This window comes from Thermus hydrothermalis, from assembly GCF_022760925.1.
Classification (GTDB): domain Bacteria; phylum Deinococcota; class Deinococci; order Deinococcales; family Thermaceae; genus Thermus; species Thermus hydrothermalis.
The window spans coordinates 1-18,887 of sequence record NZ_JAKTNT010000018.1; the positions used below are offsets into that span (position 1 = coordinate 1).

Annotated in this window: 18 protein-coding genes and 2 pseudogenes; 19 read left to right on the forward strand and 1 reads right to left on the reverse strand. The window is 68.5% G+C overall.

Translation table 11 applies throughout. The features are described 5' to 3' along the window. The 16 genes and pseudogenes from L0C60_RS10595 to L0C60_RS10670 form a co-directional block, all read left to right on the forward strand. On the forward strand, positions 1 to 611 hold a 611-nt coding region (locus L0C60_RS10595), incomplete at its 5' end, for an SPOR domain-containing protein (RefSeq protein ID WP_243092740.1). Beyond that, on the forward strand, positions 608 to 1,243 hold the full coding sequence (locus tag L0C60_RS10600; RefSeq protein WP_243092741.1) for a redox-sensing transcriptional repressor Rex: 636 nt from the start codon (positions 608 to 610) through the stop codon (positions 1,241 to 1,243). The genes L0C60_RS10595 and L0C60_RS10600, both read left to right, overlap by 4 nt. Positions 1,244 to 1,323: 80 nt before the next feature. Next, positions 1,324 to 1,686 (forward strand): hypothetical protein, encoded by a 363-nt coding sequence (locus L0C60_RS10605; RefSeq protein WP_243092742.1) that lies wholly within the window; start codon positions 1,324 to 1,326, stop codon positions 1,684 to 1,686. A gap of 21 nt (positions 1,687 to 1,707) precedes the next feature. Next, positions 1,708 to 2,655, forward strand: a complete 948-nt coding sequence (locus L0C60_RS10610) for a polyprenyl synthetase family protein (RefSeq protein WP_243092743.1) — start codon at positions 1,708 to 1,710, stop codon at positions 2,653 to 2,655. A gap of 50 nt (positions 2,656 to 2,705) precedes the next feature. Beyond that, the gene (locus L0C60_RS10615; protein ID WP_243092744.1) at positions 2,706 to 3,965 is read left to right on the forward strand and encodes a Glu/Leu/Phe/Val family dehydrogenase; all 1,260 of its coding nucleotides are present in this window, start codon (positions 2,706 to 2,708) and stop codon (positions 3,963 to 3,965) included. Between the two features lie 13 nt (positions 3,966 to 3,978). Then, complete coding sequence (locus L0C60_RS10620) at positions 3,979 to 5,253, forward strand: Glu/Leu/Phe/Val family dehydrogenase (RefSeq protein WP_234507128.1); 1,275 nt, start codon at positions 3,979 to 3,981, stop codon at positions 5,251 to 5,253. Positions 5,254 to 5,276: 23 nt separating this feature from the next. Continuing rightward, the gene (locus L0C60_RS10625) at positions 5,277 to 5,804 is read left to right on the forward strand and encodes a GNAT family N-acetyltransferase (RefSeq protein WP_234507126.1); all 528 of its coding nucleotides are present in this window, start codon (positions 5,277 to 5,279) and stop codon (positions 5,802 to 5,804) included. Then, positions 5,779 to 6,668: pseudogene (locus L0C60_RS10630) on the forward strand (2-hydroxyacid dehydrogenase). The gene L0C60_RS10625 and the pseudogene L0C60_RS10630 overlap by 26 nt, the downstream one beginning before the upstream one ends. After that, positions 6,668 to 6,887: pseudogene (locus L0C60_RS10635) on the forward strand (hypothetical protein); the annotation flags it as partial. The pseudogenes L0C60_RS10630 and L0C60_RS10635, both read left to right, overlap by 1 nt. Before the next feature lie 66 nt (positions 6,888 to 6,953). Continuing rightward, positions 6,954 to 7,976: a 1,9-bis(guanidino)-5-aza-nonane synthase gene (locus tag L0C60_RS10640; protein ID WP_243092745.1), complete on the forward strand. Its 1,023-nt coding sequence runs from the start codon at positions 6,954 to 6,956 to the stop codon at positions 7,974 to 7,976. Positions 7,977 to 8,041: 65 nt separating this feature from the next. After that, entirely contained in the window at positions 8,042 to 10,801 is a 2,760-nt protein-coding gene (locus tag L0C60_RS10645) for a tetratricopeptide repeat protein (protein ID WP_243092746.1), read from the forward strand. Between the two features lie 4 nt (positions 10,802 to 10,805). After that, complete coding sequence (locus L0C60_RS10650) at positions 10,806 to 11,624, forward strand: menaquinone biosynthesis family protein (RefSeq protein WP_234507118.1); 819 nt, start codon at positions 10,806 to 10,808, stop codon at positions 11,622 to 11,624. 9 nt (positions 11,625 to 11,633) lie between these two features. Next, complete coding sequence (locus L0C60_RS10655; protein ID WP_234507116.1) at positions 11,634 to 12,257, forward strand: Crp/Fnr family transcriptional regulator; 624 nt, start codon at positions 11,634 to 11,636, stop codon at positions 12,255 to 12,257. 11 nt (positions 12,258 to 12,268) lie between these two features. Beyond that, the gene (gene bshC / locus L0C60_RS10660; protein ID WP_234507113.1) at positions 12,269 to 13,723 is read left to right on the forward strand and encodes a bacillithiol biosynthesis cysteine-adding enzyme BshC; all 1,455 of its coding nucleotides are present in this window, start codon (positions 12,269 to 12,271) and stop codon (positions 13,721 to 13,723) included. Between the two features lie 16 nt (positions 13,724 to 13,739). Continuing rightward, entirely contained in the window at positions 13,740 to 14,792 is a 1,053-nt protein-coding gene (locus L0C60_RS10665) for a SpoIID/LytB domain-containing protein (RefSeq protein ID WP_234507111.1), read from the forward strand. Then, positions 14,793 to 15,236 carry a methylated-DNA--[protein]-cysteine S-methyltransferase gene (locus tag L0C60_RS10670; RefSeq protein ID WP_234507109.1) on the forward strand — a complete coding sequence of 148 codons (444 nt, stop codon included), beginning with the start codon at positions 14,793 to 14,795 and terminating at the stop codon, positions 15,234 to 15,236. It abuts the gene before it with no gap. Here the strand turns inward: L0C60_RS10670 and L0C60_RS10675 are convergent. Then, a complete protein-coding gene (locus tag L0C60_RS10675) occupies positions 15,233 to 16,660 on the reverse strand; it encodes an alpha-amylase family glycosyl hydrolase (protein WP_234507107.1) in 1,428 nt (475 codons plus the stop codon). The genes L0C60_RS10670 and L0C60_RS10675 overlap by 4 nt on opposite strands. Before the next feature lie 91 nt (positions 16,661 to 16,751). On the opposite strand from L0C60_RS10675, the gene gmk reads away from it, so the two are divergent. The 3 genes from gmk to coaBC are packed head-to-tail and all read left to right on the forward strand — an operon-like array spanning position 16,752 to position 18,885. After that, entirely contained in the window at positions 16,752 to 17,414 is a 663-nt protein-coding gene (gene gmk, locus L0C60_RS10680; RefSeq protein ID WP_234507187.1) for a guanylate kinase, read from the forward strand. After that, a complete protein-coding gene (gene rpoZ, locus L0C60_RS10685; protein WP_234507105.1) occupies positions 17,395 to 17,694 on the forward strand; it encodes a DNA-directed RNA polymerase subunit omega in 300 nt (99 codons plus the stop codon). The genes gmk and rpoZ overlap by 20 nt, the downstream gene beginning before the upstream one ends. Continuing rightward, positions 17,695 to 18,885 carry a bifunctional phosphopantothenoylcysteine decarboxylase/phosphopantothenate--cysteine ligase CoaBC gene (gene coaBC, locus L0C60_RS10690; RefSeq protein ID WP_234507103.1) on the forward strand — a complete coding sequence of 397 codons (1,191 nt, stop codon included), beginning with the start codon at positions 17,695 to 17,697 and terminating at the stop codon, positions 18,883 to 18,885. Positions 18,886 to 18,887 lie beyond the last annotated feature (2 nt).

Below are 18,887 nucleotides of genomic sequence, written 5' to 3' on the forward strand. Positions count from 1 at the left end.
CCCCTAGCCCTACCTCTACCCCTCCCTCCACCCCCGCCGAGCCCGTGGTCACCGTGATTCCCCTTCCCAAGGCGCCCGAGGCTTCGGCCACGGAAAGGGCCGCACCCGAGGAGAAGCCGCGCCAAGAGGAAAAGCCCAGGGCGGCTTCCCCGGCGCCTGCCCCCACGCCCACGGGCGCCTACCGGGTGGTGGTGGGCGCTTTCGCCAACCCGGAGAACGCCCTGAGGCTAGAGCGGGAGCTTAAGGCCAAGGGGTACCCGGCCCGCCTCGAGGCCGCAGGAAGCCTCACCCGGGTGGTGGTGGGGCCCTACGCCACGGAGCGGGAAGCCTCCCAGGTGGCCCAGGCCTTGGCCGCTTACGGGGCGCGGGTCTACCGGGGCCAGGGGGCCCTTCCCCCGGCCGAGGGCCAGGTCTACCTCCAGGTGGGGGCTTTCCAAAAGGAGGAAAACGCCTTGGCCCTGGTGGGGAAGCTTAAGGAGATGGGGCTACCGGTGGTCCTGGTGAAGGACGGGGTGTACCGGGTACGGGTGGGGCCGGTGGCGGAAGGGGAGAAGGAAGCCATGAAGGCGAAGGTGGAGGCCTTGGGCCTAACGGCCTTGGAGGTGCGATGAAGGTTCCGAGCGCCGCCATTATCCGCTTGGTCACCTACCTGCGCATCCTGGAGGAATTGGAGGCCAAGGGGGTTCACCGCACGAGCTCGGAGCAACTGGCCGAGCTCGCCCAGGTGACTGCCTTCCAGGTGCGCAAGGACCTCTCCTATTTCGGCTCCTACGGCACCCGGGGCGTGGGGTACACGGTCCCGGTGCTCAAGCGGGAGCTCAGGCACATCCTGGGCCTGAACCGCCGCTGGGGGCTTTGCATCGTGGGCATGGGCCGCTTGGGGAGCGCCCTCGCCGATTACCCGGGCTTTGGGGAGAGCTTTGAGCTCCGGGGCTTCTTTGACGTGGACCCCGAGAAGATAGGGCGGCCCGTGGGCAAGGGGGTGGTGGAGCACATAGACCGGCTCCCCGAGCGGGTTCCCGGGCGCATAGAGATCGCCCTCCTCACCGTGCCCCGGGAGGCGGCCCAGGAAGCCGCCGACCGCCTGGTGGCGGCCGGGATCAAGGGCATCCTGAACTTCGCCCCCGCCGTCCTCGAGGTGCCCAAGGAGGTGGCGGTGGAAAACGTGGACTTCTTGGCCGGACTTGCCAGGCTGACTTTCTCTATACTAAACCCCAAGTGGCGAGAGGAGATGATGGGGTGATGGGAAAGGCATTATTCCGGTAGTTATGGGTTGCCCTGCTTTTGGGGGTGGCGGGCTGTAGCACCTTTTTTGAAGGCGGAGTGATCTTTGGCGGGCCCACGGTGCTCGTGGCGCGGGAGAACTTTTCCTTTTCCACGGAAACGGACCAAAACGACAACACCATCTACACCTATCGCTATGAGATCGTTCTCTACGCTCTACCCGGTTCTGGGGCGGGGAGCGTGATCCTCTTGGACGCTTCCGACAACCCCTTAGACGCTCCCTTCCTCATTCCCCAGGCCTGCCCGCCCTCTAGCGCTGATCCTTGTGGCCCCTACGCGCGCACGTACGAGAAAAAAGCGTTCGCTCCCCTTGCGCCCGTGCAAGCGGTGAAGTACCGCACGGTTTCCGCCAACGGGCAGTCCAAGGTGGTGTCCCTGCCGGCTCCTATAGAGCTCTACTGATTTGGGGCTATACTGGGGGGCGTGACGGTCCACGAGGTCCTCGAGGCCCCCCTCCTGCGCTTTGAGGAAGCCCTTTCCGAGCTGGTCCAATCCGAGGTCCTCTTCGTCCGCCTCATCCACCAGGACCTGGTGACCGCCGGGGGCAAGCGCATCCGCCCCCGGCTGGTGTTCTTGGCCTCGAGGGCCTTGGGCGGCGCGCCCTTTGACCTGGAGCTCGCCTTGGCCGTGGAGCTCCTCCACTCCGCCACCCTCCTCCACGACGACCTCATTGACGATGCGGAAACGCGCCGGGGCAAGGAGGCCGCCTTCCGCAAGTACGGCAACGCCGTCTCCGTGCTTTCCGGGGACTTCCTCCTTTCCCGGCTCCTCTTCGTCATCGCCAAGACCGGGCGCATGGACTTGGTGGAGCGCTTTGCCGAGGTGGCCAAGACCTTGTCCGAAGGGGAGGTGCTCCAGTTCCAGGTGGCGGCCCTGGAGGACTACTCCCTGGAGAACTACGAGCGCATCATCACCGCCAAGACCGCTGCCCTCATGGCCCTTTGCACCGAGGGGCCGGCCCTCTTAAAGGGCGAGGCCGAGGAGGTGCGGGAAGCCCTCCGCCGCTTTGGCCTCCTCTACGGCCAGGCCTTCCAGATGCGGGACGACTACCTGGACCTCATGGGTACCCCCGAGGCCCTGGGCAAGCCCGTGGGGGGGGATGTGCGGGAGGGGAAGGCCACCCTCCTCACCCTCCTCCTCATGGAACGCTTCCCCGAGGTGCGGGAAATCCTTAGGCGCAAGGGGCGGGAAGCGGGGGACCTGGAGCGGCTCAGGGCCTTGGCCCTTGAGAGCGGGGTGGCCGAGGAGGTGGAGGAAAGAATCCGCCAGCGGGCTGAGGCGGCGGCCAGGGCCCTCTCGCCCTTGCCCGATAGCCCCTATAAGGAGGCCCTGAAGGCCCTGGCCCTCGAGGAAGCGAAGCGGCTTTCCTAGGGGGCGGTTTGTCCCCGAGGGGCCGGGGTATAATCCCCCCAGGTGATGCTATGAGCCTGCCCGCCTACCGCCCTCCCGAGGACCCCGGCCTCTGGGAGGCCTTTTTGGAGCGGTTGGAGAAGACCCTGAAGGTGGCGGCCATCCACCCCACCACGGTGGAGTACCTGGCCCACCCCAAAAGGCTCGTCACGGTTTCCCTGCCCGTGGTGATGGACGACGGCAAGGTGCGGGTGTTCCAGGGCTACCGGGTAGTCCACGACATCGCCCGGGGGCCCGCCAAGGGCGGGGTGCGCCTCCACCCCAAGGTGACCCTGGGCCAGACCGCTGGCCTCGCCGCCTGGATGACCCTGAAGGCGGCGGTTTACGACCTGCCCTTTGGCGGGGCGGCGGGAGGGGTGGCGGTGGACCCCAAGCTCCTCTCCCGAAGGGAGCTTGAGCGCCTGGTGCGCCGCTACACCGCCGAGCTCGTCACCCTCATCGGCCCGGACATGGATATCCTGGGCCCCGACGTGGGCACGGACCAACAGGTGATGGCCTGGATCATGGACACCTACTCCATGACCGTGGGCTCCACCGTGCCCGGGGTGGTGACGGGGAAGCCCCACGCCTTGGGGGGCACCGAGGGGCGGGACGATGCCGCCGGGCTTGGGGTGGCCCTGGTCTTGGCGGAGCTCGCCAGGAGGCGGGGCCTACCCCTAAAGGGGGCCAAGGTGGCGGTCCAGGGCTTCGGCCAGGTGGGGGGGAACTTCGCCCTCCACGCCGAGCGCTTGGGCCTGAAGGTGGTGGCGGTTTCCACGAGCCGGGGGGCCCTTTACCGGGAGGAGGGGCTTCCCGTGAAGGAGCTCCTCGCCCACCACGAGGCCACGGGGGAGCTTCCCGAGTACAACCTGGCCCCCGAGGAGCTCTTTGCCCTTCCTGTGGACTACCTGGTCCTGGCCGCTTTGGAAGGGGCTTTGGACGGGGAAGGGGCCAAGGGGGTAAAGGCCCAGGCGGTCTTGGAGGCGGCCAACTTTGGCCTCACCCCCGAGGCCGAGGCGTACCTCCTGGGCAAGGGGGTCTTGGTGGTGCCCGACCTCCTCACCGGGGGCGGCGGGCTTTTGGCGAGTTACCTGGAGTGGGTGCAGGACCTCAACATGTTCTTCTGGAGTGCGGAGGAGGTGCAGGAGAGCTTTGCCAAGAGCGTGGCCAAGGCGGTGGGCGAGGTGTGCGCCAAGGCGGAGGCTTTGGGCTCGGACCTGCGCACCGGGGCCCTGGCCCTCGCCCTGGAGCGGGTGAACGAGGCCACGCGGCTTCGCGGCGTGTACCCCTAGAGAAGAGGCGGCTATGAAGAGCGAACCCCTTTCCTACCTGGGCAAAGACGGCGGTCCTTGGGAGATTTTTACCGAGCAGGTGGACCGGGTGGTCCCCTACCTGGGGCGCTACGCCCCCTTGGCGGAAAGCCTCAAGCGGCCCAAGCGGGTCCTGATCGTGGACGTGCCCATCCACCTGGACGACGGCACCGTGGCCCACTTTGAGGGCTACCGCGTCCACCATAACACCGCCCGCGGCCCCGCCAAGGGCGGGGTGCGCTACCACCCCGAGGTCACCCTCTCGGAGGTTATGGCCCTGGCGGCCTGGATGACCATCAAGAACGCCGCCGTGGGCCTGCCCTACGGCGGGGGCAAAGGGGGCATTAGGGTAGACCCCAAGAAGCTTTCCCCCCACGAGCTAGAGCGCCTTACCCGCCGCTATACCTCGGAGATCGGCATCCTCTTGGGCCCGGACCGGGACATCCCGGCCCCCGACGTGAACACCGGGGAGCGGGAGATGGCCTGGATGATGGACACCTACTCCATGAACGTGGGCCGCACCGTGCCCGGGGTGGTGACGGGGAAGCCCATCGCCCTAGGGGGCTCCTTGGGGCGGCGGGACGCCACGGGTCGGGGGGTCTTCGTCACCGCGGCGGCGGCGGCGGAGAAGATTGGGCTTCCCATTGAAGGGAGCCGGGTCACGCTCCAGGGCTTTGGCAACGTGGGGAACGCCGCCGCCCGCATCTTCCACGACCACGGGGCCCGGATCATCGCCGTGCAGGACCACACGGGGACCATCTACAACGAGGCGGGGATTGACCCTTACGACCTCCTCCGCCACGTGGCGGAGTACGGGGGGGTGCGGGGCTACCCCAAGGCGGAGCCCCTGCCCAACCCGGAGTTCTGGGCGGTGCCCACGGACTTTCTCATCCCCGCCGCCTTGGAGAAGCAGATCACCGAGCAGAATGCCTGGCGCATCCAGGCCAAGATCATCGCCGAGGGGGCCAACGGCCCCACCACCCCCGCCGCGGACGACATCCTGCAGGAGAAGGGCGTACTGGTGGTGCCGGACGTGATCGCCAACGCCGGGGGCGTCACGGTGAGCTACTTTGAATGGGTGCAGGACTTTAACTCCTACTTCTGGACGGAGGAGGAGATCAACCGGAGGTTGGAGAGGGTTTTGCGGGGTGCCTTTGAGGCGGTCTGGCAGGTGAGCCAGGAGAAGCGGATCCCCTTGCGCACCGCCGCCTACGTGGTGGCCGCCACGAGGGTCCTCGAGGCCCGGGCCCTGAGGGGGCTCTACCCCTAGGGCGTTACGCTAGGCTATCCCTTGTGGACTGGCCCCGCTTTGGCCGCGTGACCCTGAAGCCCTTCGGTGCGGGGCTGAGCGAGGCGGAGTGGAAGGGCCTCTACGAGACCTTCCGCGACCCCGAGGTGGCGGAGTGGAACGGCTCTAGCCCCTTGCGTACCCCTTTCTGGCTCTTCAAGCGCTTTGTCCAGGCGGAGATGCGGCGGAAGGACCGCCTGGCCTTCGCCATCCTGGACGAAGCGGGGGAGTATCTGGGCACCCTGGAGCTTTACGACCTCACCCCGGAGGAGGCCACCTTGGGCATTCTCATCGGCAAAAAGGAACGCTGGGGCCAGGGCTACGGCACGGAGGCGGTGCGGGCGGCCTTGGCCTACGCCTTTGACGTCTTGGGCCTAAAGCGGGTGAAGCTCCGCACCTATGCCCACAACCTCCGGGCCCGGCGGGCCTTCCAGAAGGCGGGCTTCCGCGAGGTGGGCCTGGGCCCCGGGCCCAAGGGCAAGGAGGACGTGTACATGGAGGTGCGCCGTGAGGATTTTGGCCCCGAGGCTTAGGGAAGAGGTCTTCGCCCTCCTGCCCGAGGGGGTGGAGGTGCGCTTTCTGGACGAGCCTTGGCCGAAGGCGGCGGACATCTTCATCCCCCCTTTGGCCAGGAGGAGGTGGTGCGCAAGGTGTTGGCGGAGGTGGAGGTCAAGGTGGTCCAGACCCTCTCCGCCGGGGTGGACTGGGTTCTCCCCCTGGTTCCCGAAGGCGTGGCGCTCTGCGACGGCTCGGGCATCCACGACGTCCCCGTGGCGGAGTGGGTGGTGATGGCCCTCCTCGCCCTCCTCAAGGACCTGCCGGGCTTCCTCGAGGCGCAGAAGGAAAGGCGCTGGGCCCCCAAGCGGCTTCTGGACCTGGAGGGCAAGGCCGTCCTCCTCCTGGGCTACGGGGCCATCGGCCGGGCGGTGGCGGAAAGGCTTAGGCCCTTTGGGGTGGAGCTTCTCCCCGTGGCCCGCCACGCCCGCCCTGGGGTGTACACGCCCCAGGACCTTCCCCATCTCCTGCCCCAGGCGGACGCCGTGGTCCTCCTCCTGCCCCTAACCCCGGAAACCCGGGGGATGGTGGACCGGGACTTCCTCGCCCGGATGAAGCCGGGGGCCCTTTTGGTGAACGCCGGCCGGGGGGCTTTGGTGCACACGGAGGCGCTTCTTGAGGCCCTGGAGGCGGGGAGGGTGCGGGCCTTCTTGGACGTGACCGAGCCCGAGCCCCTGCCGGAAGACCACCCCCTTTGGCGGGCAAAAGGCGTGGTCCTCACCCCCCACGTGGCGGGGCTTTCCGAGGGGTTTCACCGGCGGGCGGCCCGCTTCCTGGCGGAGCAGGTGGGGCGGTACCTCCGGGGGGAACCCCTTCTAAACGTGGTGCGGGAGGGGTACTGATGGTGGTCATCCTCCACGGGGACCTGCGCCGCTTAGGGGAGCGGCTGGAGGTGGAGGCCAAAACCCCGAAGGAGGCCCTGGAGAAGCTGGGCATCCCCCTGGACGAGGTGTGGCTTCTGGCGGTGGGGGACAGGGTGGTGGGCCTCGAGGAGGAGGTGGAGGGTCCCCTGGAGGTCTACCCCCCTATCGCCGGGGGGTGGTATACTTAGGGTCCTGCCCCAAGGAGGCAGGGGGCGCAGGAAGGGGGGAGCCGCCCAACGCCCACCCCGCGTAGAAAGGAGAAGCATGGAGAAGAAGGAACTCCTCTCTACGCCCGTGGTCCCCATTGACATCAAGGCCTTTGACGCCGGGCCCATCCTCGAGGCCATGGGCAGGACCGCCTTCCAGGCGAGAAACCTCCACAGGGCGGCGGAGATCTACCTCCGGATGCTGGAGGACGACGCTACCGTCATCCTCACCCTGGCGGGGAGCCTGGTTTCCGCCGGCCAAGGCCTCATCATCCACGACCTGATCCGCAAAGGGCTGGTGGATGTCATTGTGGCCACGGGGGCCAACATCGTGGACCAGGACTTCTTTGAGGCCCTGGGCCACCGCCACTACCAGGGAGACCCCAAGGCGGACGACGAAACCCTCCGCCGCCTCTGGATTGACCGCATCTACGACACCTACATTGACGAGGAAGAGCTCCGCCACACGGACTACACCATCGCCGAAATCGCCGACAGTCTAGAGCCCCGTCCCTACTCCAGCCGGGAGTTCATCTGGCACATGGGCCGGTACCTGGCGGAAAGGGGCTTAGGGGAGAGAAGCATCGTGCGGGCAGCGTACGAGGAAGGGGTACCCATCTTCGTCCCCGCTTTCTCCGACTCCTCCGCAGGCTTCGGCCTCGTCTACCACCAGGTGAAAAACCCCAAGGCCCACGTGACCATTGACTCGGTGGCGGACTTCCGCGAGCTCACGGAGATCAAGCTCAAGGCGGGGACCACCGGGCTCGTGATGCTCGGGGGTGGGGTGCCCAAGAACTTCGCCCAGGACATCGTGGTGGTGGCGGAGGTTCTGGGCCACCAGGTGGAGATGCACAAGTACGCCATCCAGATCACCGTGGCGGACGAGCGGGACGGGGGGCTTTCCGGCTCCACCCTTTCCGAGGCGCAAAGCTGGGGCAAGGTGGACGCCGCCCTCTCCCAGATGGTCTTTGCCGAGGCCACCTTGGCCTTCCCCCTCCTCGCCTCCTACGTCTACCACCGGGCCCCCATGCGGGCCAAGCGCCGCTACGCCGACCTTTTCCGTAGGGAGGTGCCCGCTTAGGCCCTTGGGCACCTTAAAGGGGGTGGCTTTACCACCCCCCCGCCTTTTTGGTACACTCCCGGCAAATGCCCGACGAGCTAAGGCTCTACCTAAAGGAGCGTTTTGCCGTTCAGGGGCCCGTTTCCCCGGGGCGCTTTGAGGCGGAACTGGCCAAGCGCGTGGGAAGCCCGGCCCGGCGGGAGCCCCTCCTCAAGGCCTGGCGGGCCTACCTGGCGGGCGGGGGAAGGGAGGCGGTGCGAAGTTTCTACCGGGAGGTGCTCAAGGTGCCCAAGGGGGAGGCCTTGGTCTACGGCATGCACCTTCCCTTTTTGGAGTTCTACGCCAAGGAGGTGCCTCCCCGGGTGGAGGGGCAGGTCCTGGAGGTGGGGGCCTTCACGGGGGCCCTGGTGGGGTACCTGCAGAGGAGGCGGCCCGAGCTTTCCTGGCACGCCTTGGACGGGGTGGAGGAGGCGGTGGCCTTGGGGAGGAAGCGGGTGCCGGAGGTGGCTTGGCACCAGGGCTGGGCCGAGGAGGTGGACCTTCCCCCCTTTGATACCCTGCTTCTCCTCTCCGTCTTCCCCGAGGGGCTCGTGGACCAGGACCTGGAAAGCCGCCTGGAGCCCGAGGCCTTTTGGAAGCGCTTCGCCTTCTTTGAGCGCCTGCCCCTTTTCGCCCGGCTCCTAAAGCCGGGGGGGCTCCTCATCTATGGCCACGGGCCCTTCCTCGGGAAAAGCCCCGAGGGGGTGGAGGAGGGCTTTAGGCGGCTTGGCTTCCGGGAGGTGGAGCGGGTGGGGGAAGGGGAGTACTTTCTGGTCCTCGCCCGCAGGCCCGAGGCCTTGGCGGAGGTGCGGGCGGAGGAGGCCCTTTGGGAAGAGCCCGCCTTAGAGCCCGTGGCGGTCTTGGCGGAGGGGCCGGACCTGAGCCGGGTGCGGGCCCTCTTGGAGGCGGGGCAGTACGCCGAGGTGCTCGCCCTTCTGCCCGAAGGGGCGGAGGGGGAGGCGGCCTACTTACGGGGGAGGGCCCTTTTCGCCCTTTCCCGCTTCGCCGAGGCGGAGGAAGCCTTAAGGCGGGCCCTTTCCGAGGAGGCGGAGGACCTTAGGGCCCTGGTGCTGGTGGAGCTCGGGGAGTACGCCCGGGCCCAGGGGCGCCTCGAGGCCCTGGCGGTGCGGGGCGGGCGGTACCGCCTGGCCTTGGGGCGGGTCTACCTGGCCCAGGGGCGGTACGCCGACGCCCTAAGGCAGTTCGTGGAGTCGGGGCTTCCCGAGGCGGAGCTTTACGTGCGGGAGGCCCTGGAGCGCATCGCCGAGCGCATGCGCCGCTTCGCCCGGGAAGGGGAGTGGGCGGAGGTGAGCCGCCGGGCGGAGTTCGTGGAGGACCTCTCCCCAAGCCTCCTCACCCGGGAGATGCTAAGGCTGGGCCTAAAGGCGGCCCTTCTCCAGGGGCTTTTCGCCCGGGCGGAGCGCTACGCCCGCCGGCTTGCCGACCTGGACGAGGCCGAGGGCTTCTTGGGCCTGGCCCTGGCCGCCTTGCGCCTGCGCACGCCCTTGGACTACCGGGGGGAGGACCTTAAGGGGGTGGAGCCTTTCCTCACCGAGGCCTTGGCCCGGGCGGAGATCCCCGAGGCCCTTTTGCTCCTCGGGGTCCTGCGGGAGCGGGAAGGGCGCCACCGCGAAGCCCTTTACCTCCTGGAGCGGGCGGCCCAGCGGGGAGAAGGGGAGGTGGCGGGGCTTGCGTACCACCACCTGGCGGAGGTGAAGCGGGCCCTGAGGCGCCCCTTGAAGGAGGTCCTGGGGGACCACAAGCGGGCCCACGCCCTAAAGGCCTACCCCGCCCCCTACCTCTTCCGCCTGGCCCAGGAGGCCCTGGCGGGGGGGGAGGAGGTCTTGGCCCGGGAGCTCCTCTCCCGGGCCCGGGACGCCGGCCTCAGCGAGGTGGCGGAGGAGGACCTAAGGGGGCTTCTTTCCCTCCTAGAGAGGCTAGAAGGCCCCTGGGCCGCCTTCCACGTCCTCTATCAGGCCTTGGGCCGCACCCCCGAGCCCCCTTTAGAGCTTTTGGCCCTGGCCTACCGCCTTTCCCGCTCCTTCCGGGAAAGCCCGGAGGCGGAGGCGGTGCGGGGGCAGTATCTGGCGGCCCTCTACGCCTCGGGGCAGGTGGCGGAGGCGGAGGCCCTTCTGAAGGCGGAGCTTGCGCAAGACCCCCAGGCCCTCGAGGTCCTCTTTGACCTGGCGGAGCACGAGGAGGCCAAGGGGAACTGGCGGAAGGCGGCGGAGTACTGGCAAAAGGCCCTGGAGGTGGCCCTCTACCGGGAGAAGGACTTGGAGCTTGCCCGGGAGCTTCTCCGTAACCTCCTCTTCCTAAGGCCCCACGACGAGAGCCTCCTCCTCTACCTGGAGGAGCTCAAGGCCGTGGCCCGGGGGCTTAAGGCCCTGGGGGAGGAGGCCAAGCCCCTATCGGAAACCCCGGAGGAGCTTCTGGAGGAGGCCCTGCCCCGCTTCCACGGGGAGCACCTCCTGGTGGTGGGGGGGCACACGCAACTCCGAAGCCGCCTCGTGCCCTTCCTGGAGGAGCGGGGGCTTAAGGTGGACTGGTTTGACGCCGATAGCGCCGGGGTGGGGAAGGAGGCTTTGAAGCGCATCCTGAACCGCCTGGAGCGGGCCCACGGCCTCATGATCGTCTCCAGCTACGTGGGCCACGACCTTTCCGAGCCGGTGCGCCTCGAGGCCGAACGCCTGGGCATCCCGGTCCACATCATCCCCGGGCGGGCCCGGGGGGCCACGGGCTTCCTCCGGGCCCTGAAGGGCTTTGCCCCCGAGCTCTTCAAGCGGGCCCTCAAGGGGGTACAGTAGGGGCATGGAGGCCTTAAAGCTCGGCTACTCCCCTTGCCCCAACGACACCTTCATCTTCTACGCCCTGGTGCACGGCGAGGTGCCAAGCCCCGTGCCCGTGGAGGCGGTCTTGGAGGACGTGGAAACCCTAAACCGCTTTGCCCTAGAGGGGCGGCTTCCCCTCACCAAGCTCTCCTACGCCGCCTACGGCCGGGTGCGGGACCGGTACGTGGCCCTGAGGAGCGGGGGGGCCTTGGGCCGGGGGGTGGGGCCCCTTTTGGTGGCCAAGAGGCCCCTCAAGCGGTTGGAGGGAGCGCGGGTGGCCATCCCCGGGCGGAACACCACGGCCTTTTTGCTCCTTTCCCTTTACGCCGAGGGCTTCCACCCGGTGGAGGTGCGCTACGACCGGATCATGCCCCTGGTGGCCCAAGGCGAGGTGGACGCAGGGCTCATCATCCACGAAAGCCGCTTCACCTACCCCCAGAACGGCCTGGTGAAGCTTTTGGACCTGGGGGAGTGGTGGGAAGGGGAGACGGGCCTGCCCCTGCCCCTGGGGGCCATCCTGGCCCGGCGGGACCTGGGGGAGGACCTCATCCGGGCCCTGGACGAGGCGGTGCGGAGGAGCCTGGAATACGCCTTCGCCCACCCCGAGAAGACCCTGCCCTACCTCAAGGCCCACGCCCAGGAGCTTTCCGAGGAGGTCATCTGGGCCCACGTGCGCACCTACGTGAACCCCTTTAGCCTGGACGTGGGGGAGGAGGGGGAGAAGGCGGTGGAAACGCTCTTCGCCCTGGCGGAGGCCAAGGGGCTTTTGCCGCCCTCCACCTCCCCCCTTTTCCGGTAGACTCGGGGCATGTTCCAGGAACTTCCCCTCGAGGCCCGGCGGGAGCTGGCCCGCATCTTCCTGCCCCTAAGGGTGCGGCGGGGGGCGAGCCTGTACGCCCTAGGGGACGGGGTGGATGGGGTCTATTTGGTGCGGGAAGGGCTTTTCTGGCTGGAGGGCCCCCGTTCGGCCACGGGAGAGGCGGTGAGCCTGGGGGTGGTGGGGCCGGGGGGGCTTTTGGGGGAGGAGGCCCTGGTGGGGGAGAGGCGGCGCACCGCCGGGGCCACGGCCCTCACCTACGCCGAGCTCCTCTTCGCCAAGACGGAGGAGCTCGCCGCCCTAAGGCGTGCCCCGGAAGTGGAAACCTTTTTCCTCAAGGCCCTCTACGGGAGGCTTAAGGCCGCGGAGGAGGCCCTTTGGGCGGCCCGCCACCTCTCCGTGGCCCAGCGCCTGGCCCGCCTCCTCCTCACCCTGGCCCGGGAAGGGGAGGTGGCCCTCTCCCACCAGGACCTGGCCCACATGGTGGGGGCCACCCGGGAAACCGTGACCAAGCTCCTGGGGGAGTGGGCCTTGAAGGGCCTGGTGGACCTGGGCTACCGGCGGGTGGAGCTCCGGGACCCGGAGGCCCTTGCCCGTTTGGCCGAGGCGCTATAGGCTTTAAAGCTATGGAAACCGCCCTTTTGGCCCGCCTCCTGGGCCTGCCCCAAGGGGAGGAGGCCCTTAAGGCGCGCCTCGGCCGGGCGGGCCACCCGGGGCTCGCCGGGGCCCTCAGGGCTTACCTGAAGCGCCTCGGAGCGCCCCAGGAAGCCTTGGCCGCCGTGGAAGGGCTTGCCCGGGGGGCGGTGGTTACGGGGCAGCAGGCGGGGCTTCTGGGAGGCCCCGCCCTCACCTTCTACAAGGCCCACACCGCTTTGCGTCTGGCCGAGGGGGTAGGGGGGGTGGCGGTCTTCTGGGTGGCCTCCCAGGACCACGACGTGGAGGAGGTGCGCCACCTGCACCTTCTTTGGGACGAGGAGGTGCGTACCCTTTCCCTCCCTTTGCCCCCTCTTCCCGCCGGGCGCATCCCCTTGGCCCCTTACCTGGAGGCCCTAAAGGCCTTTCTCGGGCCTTGGGCCAGGGACGAACGGGTGGCCTACGCCCTGGAAGGGCGGACGCTTTCCGAGTTCTTCGCCCGCACCCTCCTCGCCTTCCTGGGCGCGAGGGGCCTCGTCCCCTTTGACCCCATGGCGGAGGAGCTCGCTCCCCTTTTCCTCGAGGCCCTAGAGCGGGAGCTGGCCGAACCCTTGGCCAGCGCCCAGGCCATCAACGAGGAGGCGGAGAGGATCCGGGCCCTGGGGGGGAAGCCCCCCTTGCGGCGGAAGCCTGGGGCCACCAACCTCTTCCTGGAAACCGACGCCCGCCGCCTCCTCTTCTACGAAGGCGGGGCCTTTACCGATGGGGTGCGGCGCTACACGGCCAAGGAGCTTGGGGAGATCGCCCGGCAGGACCCCTCCCGCCTGACCCCGGCCGCAGGCCTAAGGCCCGTCTTCCAGGACCTGGTCCTGCCCACGGCGGGGTTCGTGGTGGGGCCCAACGAGTTCCGCTACGTGGCGGAGCTTTCCCGGGTCTACGCCCTCTATGGCCTCCCCATGCCCGCCCTTTTCCTGAGGCTTCAGGCGGTGGTCCTAGAACCCCCCATCCGGCGTATTCTGGAAAAACACCACCTTTCTCCTTGGGCCTTTTTGGAGAAGGGGGAGGAGGCCTTCTTGGAGGCGGTGCGGGGCGGTTTGGAGGGCTACCGCTCCTTGGAGGAGGAGCTTCGGGGGCTTCTCGCCCGCTTGGAGGCGTTGGAGGCCCAGGCCAGGGCCTTGGAGCCCACCCTGGAGCGCCCCTTCCGCCGCTTCCGGGTGCGGCTTGCGGGGGAGGGGGATAGGCTCTTGCGCAAGCTCCTTAGGGCCCGCATGGGGAGGGATGCGGTGCTCATGGGCCACCTTGAAAGGCTCAAGCGCCACCTTCTGCCCCTCGGGTTGCCCCAGGAGCGGGTCTATCCCTTCGCCATGTACGCCCTGCGGCACCCGGAGGCCCTGGACCGGCTGAAGGAGGCCCCGCCCCAGGGCAAGGCCACCCTGGTCTTGGGGTAGGATAGGGGGAAAGGCTATGGCGCGGTTGGGTCCCTTTATCCTCTTCCTCCTTCTACCCCTTCTCGCCTTCTTCCCCGCCCGGGGGCAAGGGAAGGACCTCCTCCTCCGGGTGCTCCTCCAAGAGGTACCCCAGGGCCAGGCGGTGCGCCTAAGCCTCCCCTCCGGGGAGGTGCGCGCCTCGGCCACGGGGGAGGGGGTGGTGTTGGACGGGCGCCTCCAGCCCTTCTTTGACCTGGACGTGCCCTACTTCGCCCTCGAGGGCCGCCCTTACCGGGGTGGGGTGCGGCTCCTCGCCCAGGGGGGGAGGCTCCTCGTGGTCAACCTGGTCCTCCTGGAGGACTACCTCCTCGGGGTCCTGCCCGGGGAGATGCCGGAGGGCTTCCCCTTGGAGGCCCTGAAGGCCCAGGCGGTCCTGGCCCGCACCTTCGCCGTGAACCGCCTGAACCCCAAGGCCCCCTACGACCTCTGCGCCAGCGAGCTTTGCCAGGTCTATCTGGGCTTCGCCGCCGAGAAGCCCAAGTACGCCCAGGCGGTGGCCGCCACCCGGGGCCAGGTTTTGAGCTACGGGGGTAAGGCCATCTCCGCCCTTTACCACGCCGACTCCGGGGGCATGACCGCGGGGAGCGAGGAGGTGTTCCAAAAGGCCCTCCCCTACCTCCGCCCCCGGCCCGACCCCTACGCCAAGGGTCCCAAGAGCGCCTGGCGGATGACGGTTTCCAAGGAGAGGGCGGAGAAGGCCCTTCGCTCCCTGGGCTACGCCCCTAGGGGGGAGGAGGCCCCCCAGGTCCTGGAGCGTAGCCCCTCGGGCCGGGCCTGGCGGGTGCGCCTTCTGGGGGTGGAGGTCCAGGGCCCCGAGGCGGGGCGGCTTCTCCGCCTCATGGGCCTCCCTTCGGCCTTGGCCGAGTTCCAGGGCTTTGAGGCGGTGGGCCGGGGGGCGGGGCACGGGGTGGGGCTTTCCCAGTGGGGGGCCAAGGGGATGGCGGAGGCGGGCTTTGGCCACCGGGAGATCCTGGGCCACTACTTCCCCGGCACCTTCCTCTCCGAGCTCCTCTTGGCCGGGGTGCCCTAGGTGCTCCTCGCCACCCCCCTAGGCCCCCTTTGGCTTGCCGTTTCCCCCTTGGGGGTGGTCCGCCTCGAGCCCGCCCTCTTCCCCCGGGGGCCGGAGGCAACGGGCCCCTTGGCGGAGCGGGTGCGGGAAAGCCTTGAGGCCTATTTCGCCGGGGAGCGCCCGGATTTTCTGGACATCCCCCTGGACTACACCGGCCTTTCCCCGGCCCGCGTAGGCCTTTACGAGCGGGTTCGCCGCATCCCCTACGGGAAGACCACGAGCTACGGGGCGCTCGCCCGGGAGCTGGGGCTTTCCCCCCGGGCGGTGGGGGCGGCCCTCAGGGCTTCCCCCTACTTCCTCCTGGTCCCCGCCCACCGGGTCATCCACCAGGACGGGCGGCTTGGGGGCTTCGCCGGCCAGGAGGGGCTGAAGCTCTGGCTCCTTCGCTTTGAGGGGGCCCTTTAGACTTCGGTCCAGACCGCCACGGAGAAGGGGGGAAGCTCGGGGCCGCAAAGCCTCCCCCCTTTGGGGGTGCAGAGGGCACCCGAGAGGAGGTCCACCGCCTGGGCTCCCCGGGGCAGGGCCCCGTGCAGGGGGATGTCCTGGGGGAAGGGCTCGGGGGTGGCGTTCACCACCACCAGGTAGGGCCCCCGGGTGAAGGCCAGGTGCCCGTCCACGGCGTAGACCCTGCTGTAGGGGGCGGTGCGGAGTTCGGGGTGCTCCTTGCGCAGGCGGGCAAGCCGCCGCACCGCTTCCCAAAGCTCCCTTCGCCACCTTTCCTCGGCCCACACCATGCCGCCCCGGTTATCCGGGTCCAGCCCCCCTTCCATGCCCACCTCCTCCCCGTAGTAGACCGTGGGGCTTCCCGGGAGGAGGAAGAGGAGGGAGAGGGCGAGCCTGGCCCGCTCCAGGCTTCCCTTGAGGAGGGTGAGGAGGCGGGGGGTGTCGTGGGAGGTGAGGAGGTTCATCTGGGCCCGCACCACCTCCGGGCGGTAGCGGGCGAAGAGGTTTTCCAGGCGGTGGCTAAAGGCCAGGGCCAAGAGGGGTTCTATCCGGCCTAGGCCGCACCTTCCCGCAAGCTCCTGGTCCAGCGCCTCCCCCCCCACGAAGCCTAGGATGGCCCGGGCCAAGGGGTAGTTCATGGTGGCGTCAAACATGTCCCCCTGGAGCCAGAAGTCCGCCTCCTCCCAGATCTCCCCCACGATGTAGGCCTCGGGGTTGGCCCCCTTGACCCGCCTGCGGAAGGCCCGCCAGAACTCGGGGTCTGGGATCTCGTTGGGCACGTCCAGCCGCCAGCCATCGGCCCCGAAGCGGATCCAGTACTCGGCCACGGCGAGGAGGTACTCCCGCACCGCTGGGGTTTCCACCTTGAGCTTGGGAAGCTCGGGGTTTCCCCACCAGGCCTCGTAGTTGGGGTTTTGGCTATAGGCGTTTAGGGGAAACCCCTTTACGTAGTACCAGTCCCGGTAGGGGCTATGCTCCCCGTTTTCCAAAAGGTGCTGGAAGGCGAAGAAGCCCCGGCCCGTGTGGTTGAAGACCCCGTCCAGGATCACCCTCATCCCGTGGGCGTGGGCCACCTCGAGGAGGTGGCGCAGGGCGGCGTTCCCGCCCAGGAGGGGGTCTACCTGGAAGTAGTCCACCGTGTGGTAGCGGTGGTTGGCGGTGGAGGCGAAGATGGGGTTTAGGTAGAGGGCCTCTACCCCTAGCTCCGCCAAGTAGGGGATCTTTTCCGCCACCCCCCATAGCGTCCCCCCCTTGAAGCCCCTCAGGGTGGGCGGGGCTTCCCAGGGCTCTAGGGGCCCTGTGGGGGCAGGCTTGCCGGGCGGACCTGCCCGGAAGAAGCGGTCGGGAAAGATTTGATAGAAGAAGGCACCCTCGTACCAGGCCACGGGCCCAAGTGTACCACGGAAGAAAGGTTCCTAGATCACAAAGATCCTTGCCCTGGGCCAAGGGTTCTGGTATCCTCCCGGGGTGAAGGCCATGCGGGGCCGCCTTTTCGTCATGACCGGGGCCAGCGGGGTGGGGAAGGGTACGGTGCGGGCCAAGGTGTTGGAGCGCACCCGCCTCTTCTACTCCATCTCCATGACCACCCGTTCCCCAAGGCCCGGGGAGCGGGACGGGGTGGACTACTACTTCGTGGACCGCCCCACCTTTGAGGCCCTCCTTGCCCAGGACGGCTTTCTGGAGTACGCCGAGTACGTGGGCCACCTCTACGGCACCCCCAGGGCCCCGGTGGAGCGGGCCCTGGCCCGGGGGGAGGACGTCCTCTTGGAGATTGAGGTGCAAGGGGCCTTGCAGGTGCGCAAGAAGGTGCCGGAGGCGGTCCTCATCTTCCTGCTTCCCCCGTCCCTCTCCGAGCTCAAGCGCCGCCTGGTCTACCGGGGAAAGGATAGCCCGGAGAAGATCGCCAAGCGCTTGGCGCAGGCGGAGTGGGAGATCCAAAACGCCCACCTCTTTGACTACGTGGTGGTGAACGATGTCCTGGAGGAGGCGGTGGCGGACTTCTTGGCCATCCTCACCGCCGAAAGGCGGCGCACCCCTCGGATGGCCTGGGCCCTCCAGAAGGCTTTGGAGCGGGACCCGGACCTGGAAAGCGAACTGGACGAGATTCTAAGGAGGAACCATGGCGGAACCGGGCATTGACAAGCTTTTCGGTATGGTGGATTCCAAGTACCGCCTCACCGTGGTGGTGGCCAAGCGGGCGCAACAGCTTTTGCGCCACCGCTTCAAGAACACGGTGTTGGAACCGGAGGAGAGGCCCAAGATGCGGACCCTCGAGGGTCTCTTTGACGACCCTAACCCCGTGACCTGGGCCATGAAGGAGCTCCACACCGGCCGGCTGGTCTTCGGGGAGAACCTGGTCCCCGAGGACCGGCTGCAGAAGGAGATGGAAAAGCTTTACCCCGTGGAAGAGGAGGGCTAGGTGGCCCGGGTCCTGGTGGCGGCGAGCGGAGGGGTGGCGGCCATCAAGGTGCCCCACCTCCTCCGCCTCCTCCGCCAGGCGGGGCACGAGGTGCGGGTCCTCGCCACCCCCCGGGCCTTGGCCTTTGTCACCCCCCTTTCCCTGGCGGTGGCCGCCGGGGGGGAGGTGGCCACGGAGGAGGCTTGGTTCCAACCCCACGGCCGGGCCCTCCACATAGAGCTCGCCCGCTGGGCCGAGGTGGTCCTGGTGGCCCCCGCCACCGCCGACGCCCTGGCCAAGGCGGCCCTGGGCCTGGCGGATGACCTTCTTTCCGCCACCCTCCTCGCCGGGGCCAAGCGGGTGGCCTGGGCCCCGGCCATGAACGAGGCCATGTGGCTCGCTCCCCAGACCCAAGGCCACGTAGAGCGGCTCAAGGCCTTGGGCCACGCCTTCTTCGGCCCCGCCCACGGCCCCCTGGCCGCGGTGGGGGAAGGGGAGGGGTGGGGGCGGATGCTGGAGCCGGAAGCGCTTTTGGAGCGCTTGGAGGCCCTGCTCACCCCCAAGGACCTCCAGGGCCTTAGGCTCGTGGTTTCCGCCGGGCCCACCCGGGAGTATTTGGACCCCGTGCGTTTCCTCTCCAACCCTTCCTCGGGGCGCATGGGATACGCCGTGGCCGAGGCGGCCCGGGATAGGGGGGCGGAGGTGGTCCTGGTGGCGGGGCCCACCGCTCTCCCCGACCCTTGGGGGGTCAAGGTGGTGCGGGTGGAAAGCGCCTTGGAGATGCGGGAGGCCATCCTGGCCCACTACCCTTGGGCCGAGGCAGTGGTCATGGCGGCGGCGGTGGCCGACTACCGCCCCGAGACCACCCTGGCCGACAAGGAGCCCAAGGTGGAGGCGGAACGGGTCCTTCGCCTGGTGCCCAACCCCGACATCCTCAAGGAGCTCGGGGAAAGGAAAGGGGACAGGGTCTTGGTGGGCTTCGCCATGGAAACCCGGGAGGGGTTGGAAAGGGCCCGGGGGAAGCTTGTCCGCAAGAACCTGGACCTCATCGTCCTGAACTGGGTAAACCGGGAGGGGGTGGGGTTTGGGAGCCTGGAAAACGAGGTGGTCCTCCTCCTGAGGGACGGGCGGGTCATAGAGCTTCCCCGGATGCCCAAGCGCCAGGTGGCCCACCGTATACTGGATTTCGTCAAAGAGTTTTGGAAAGCCTAACG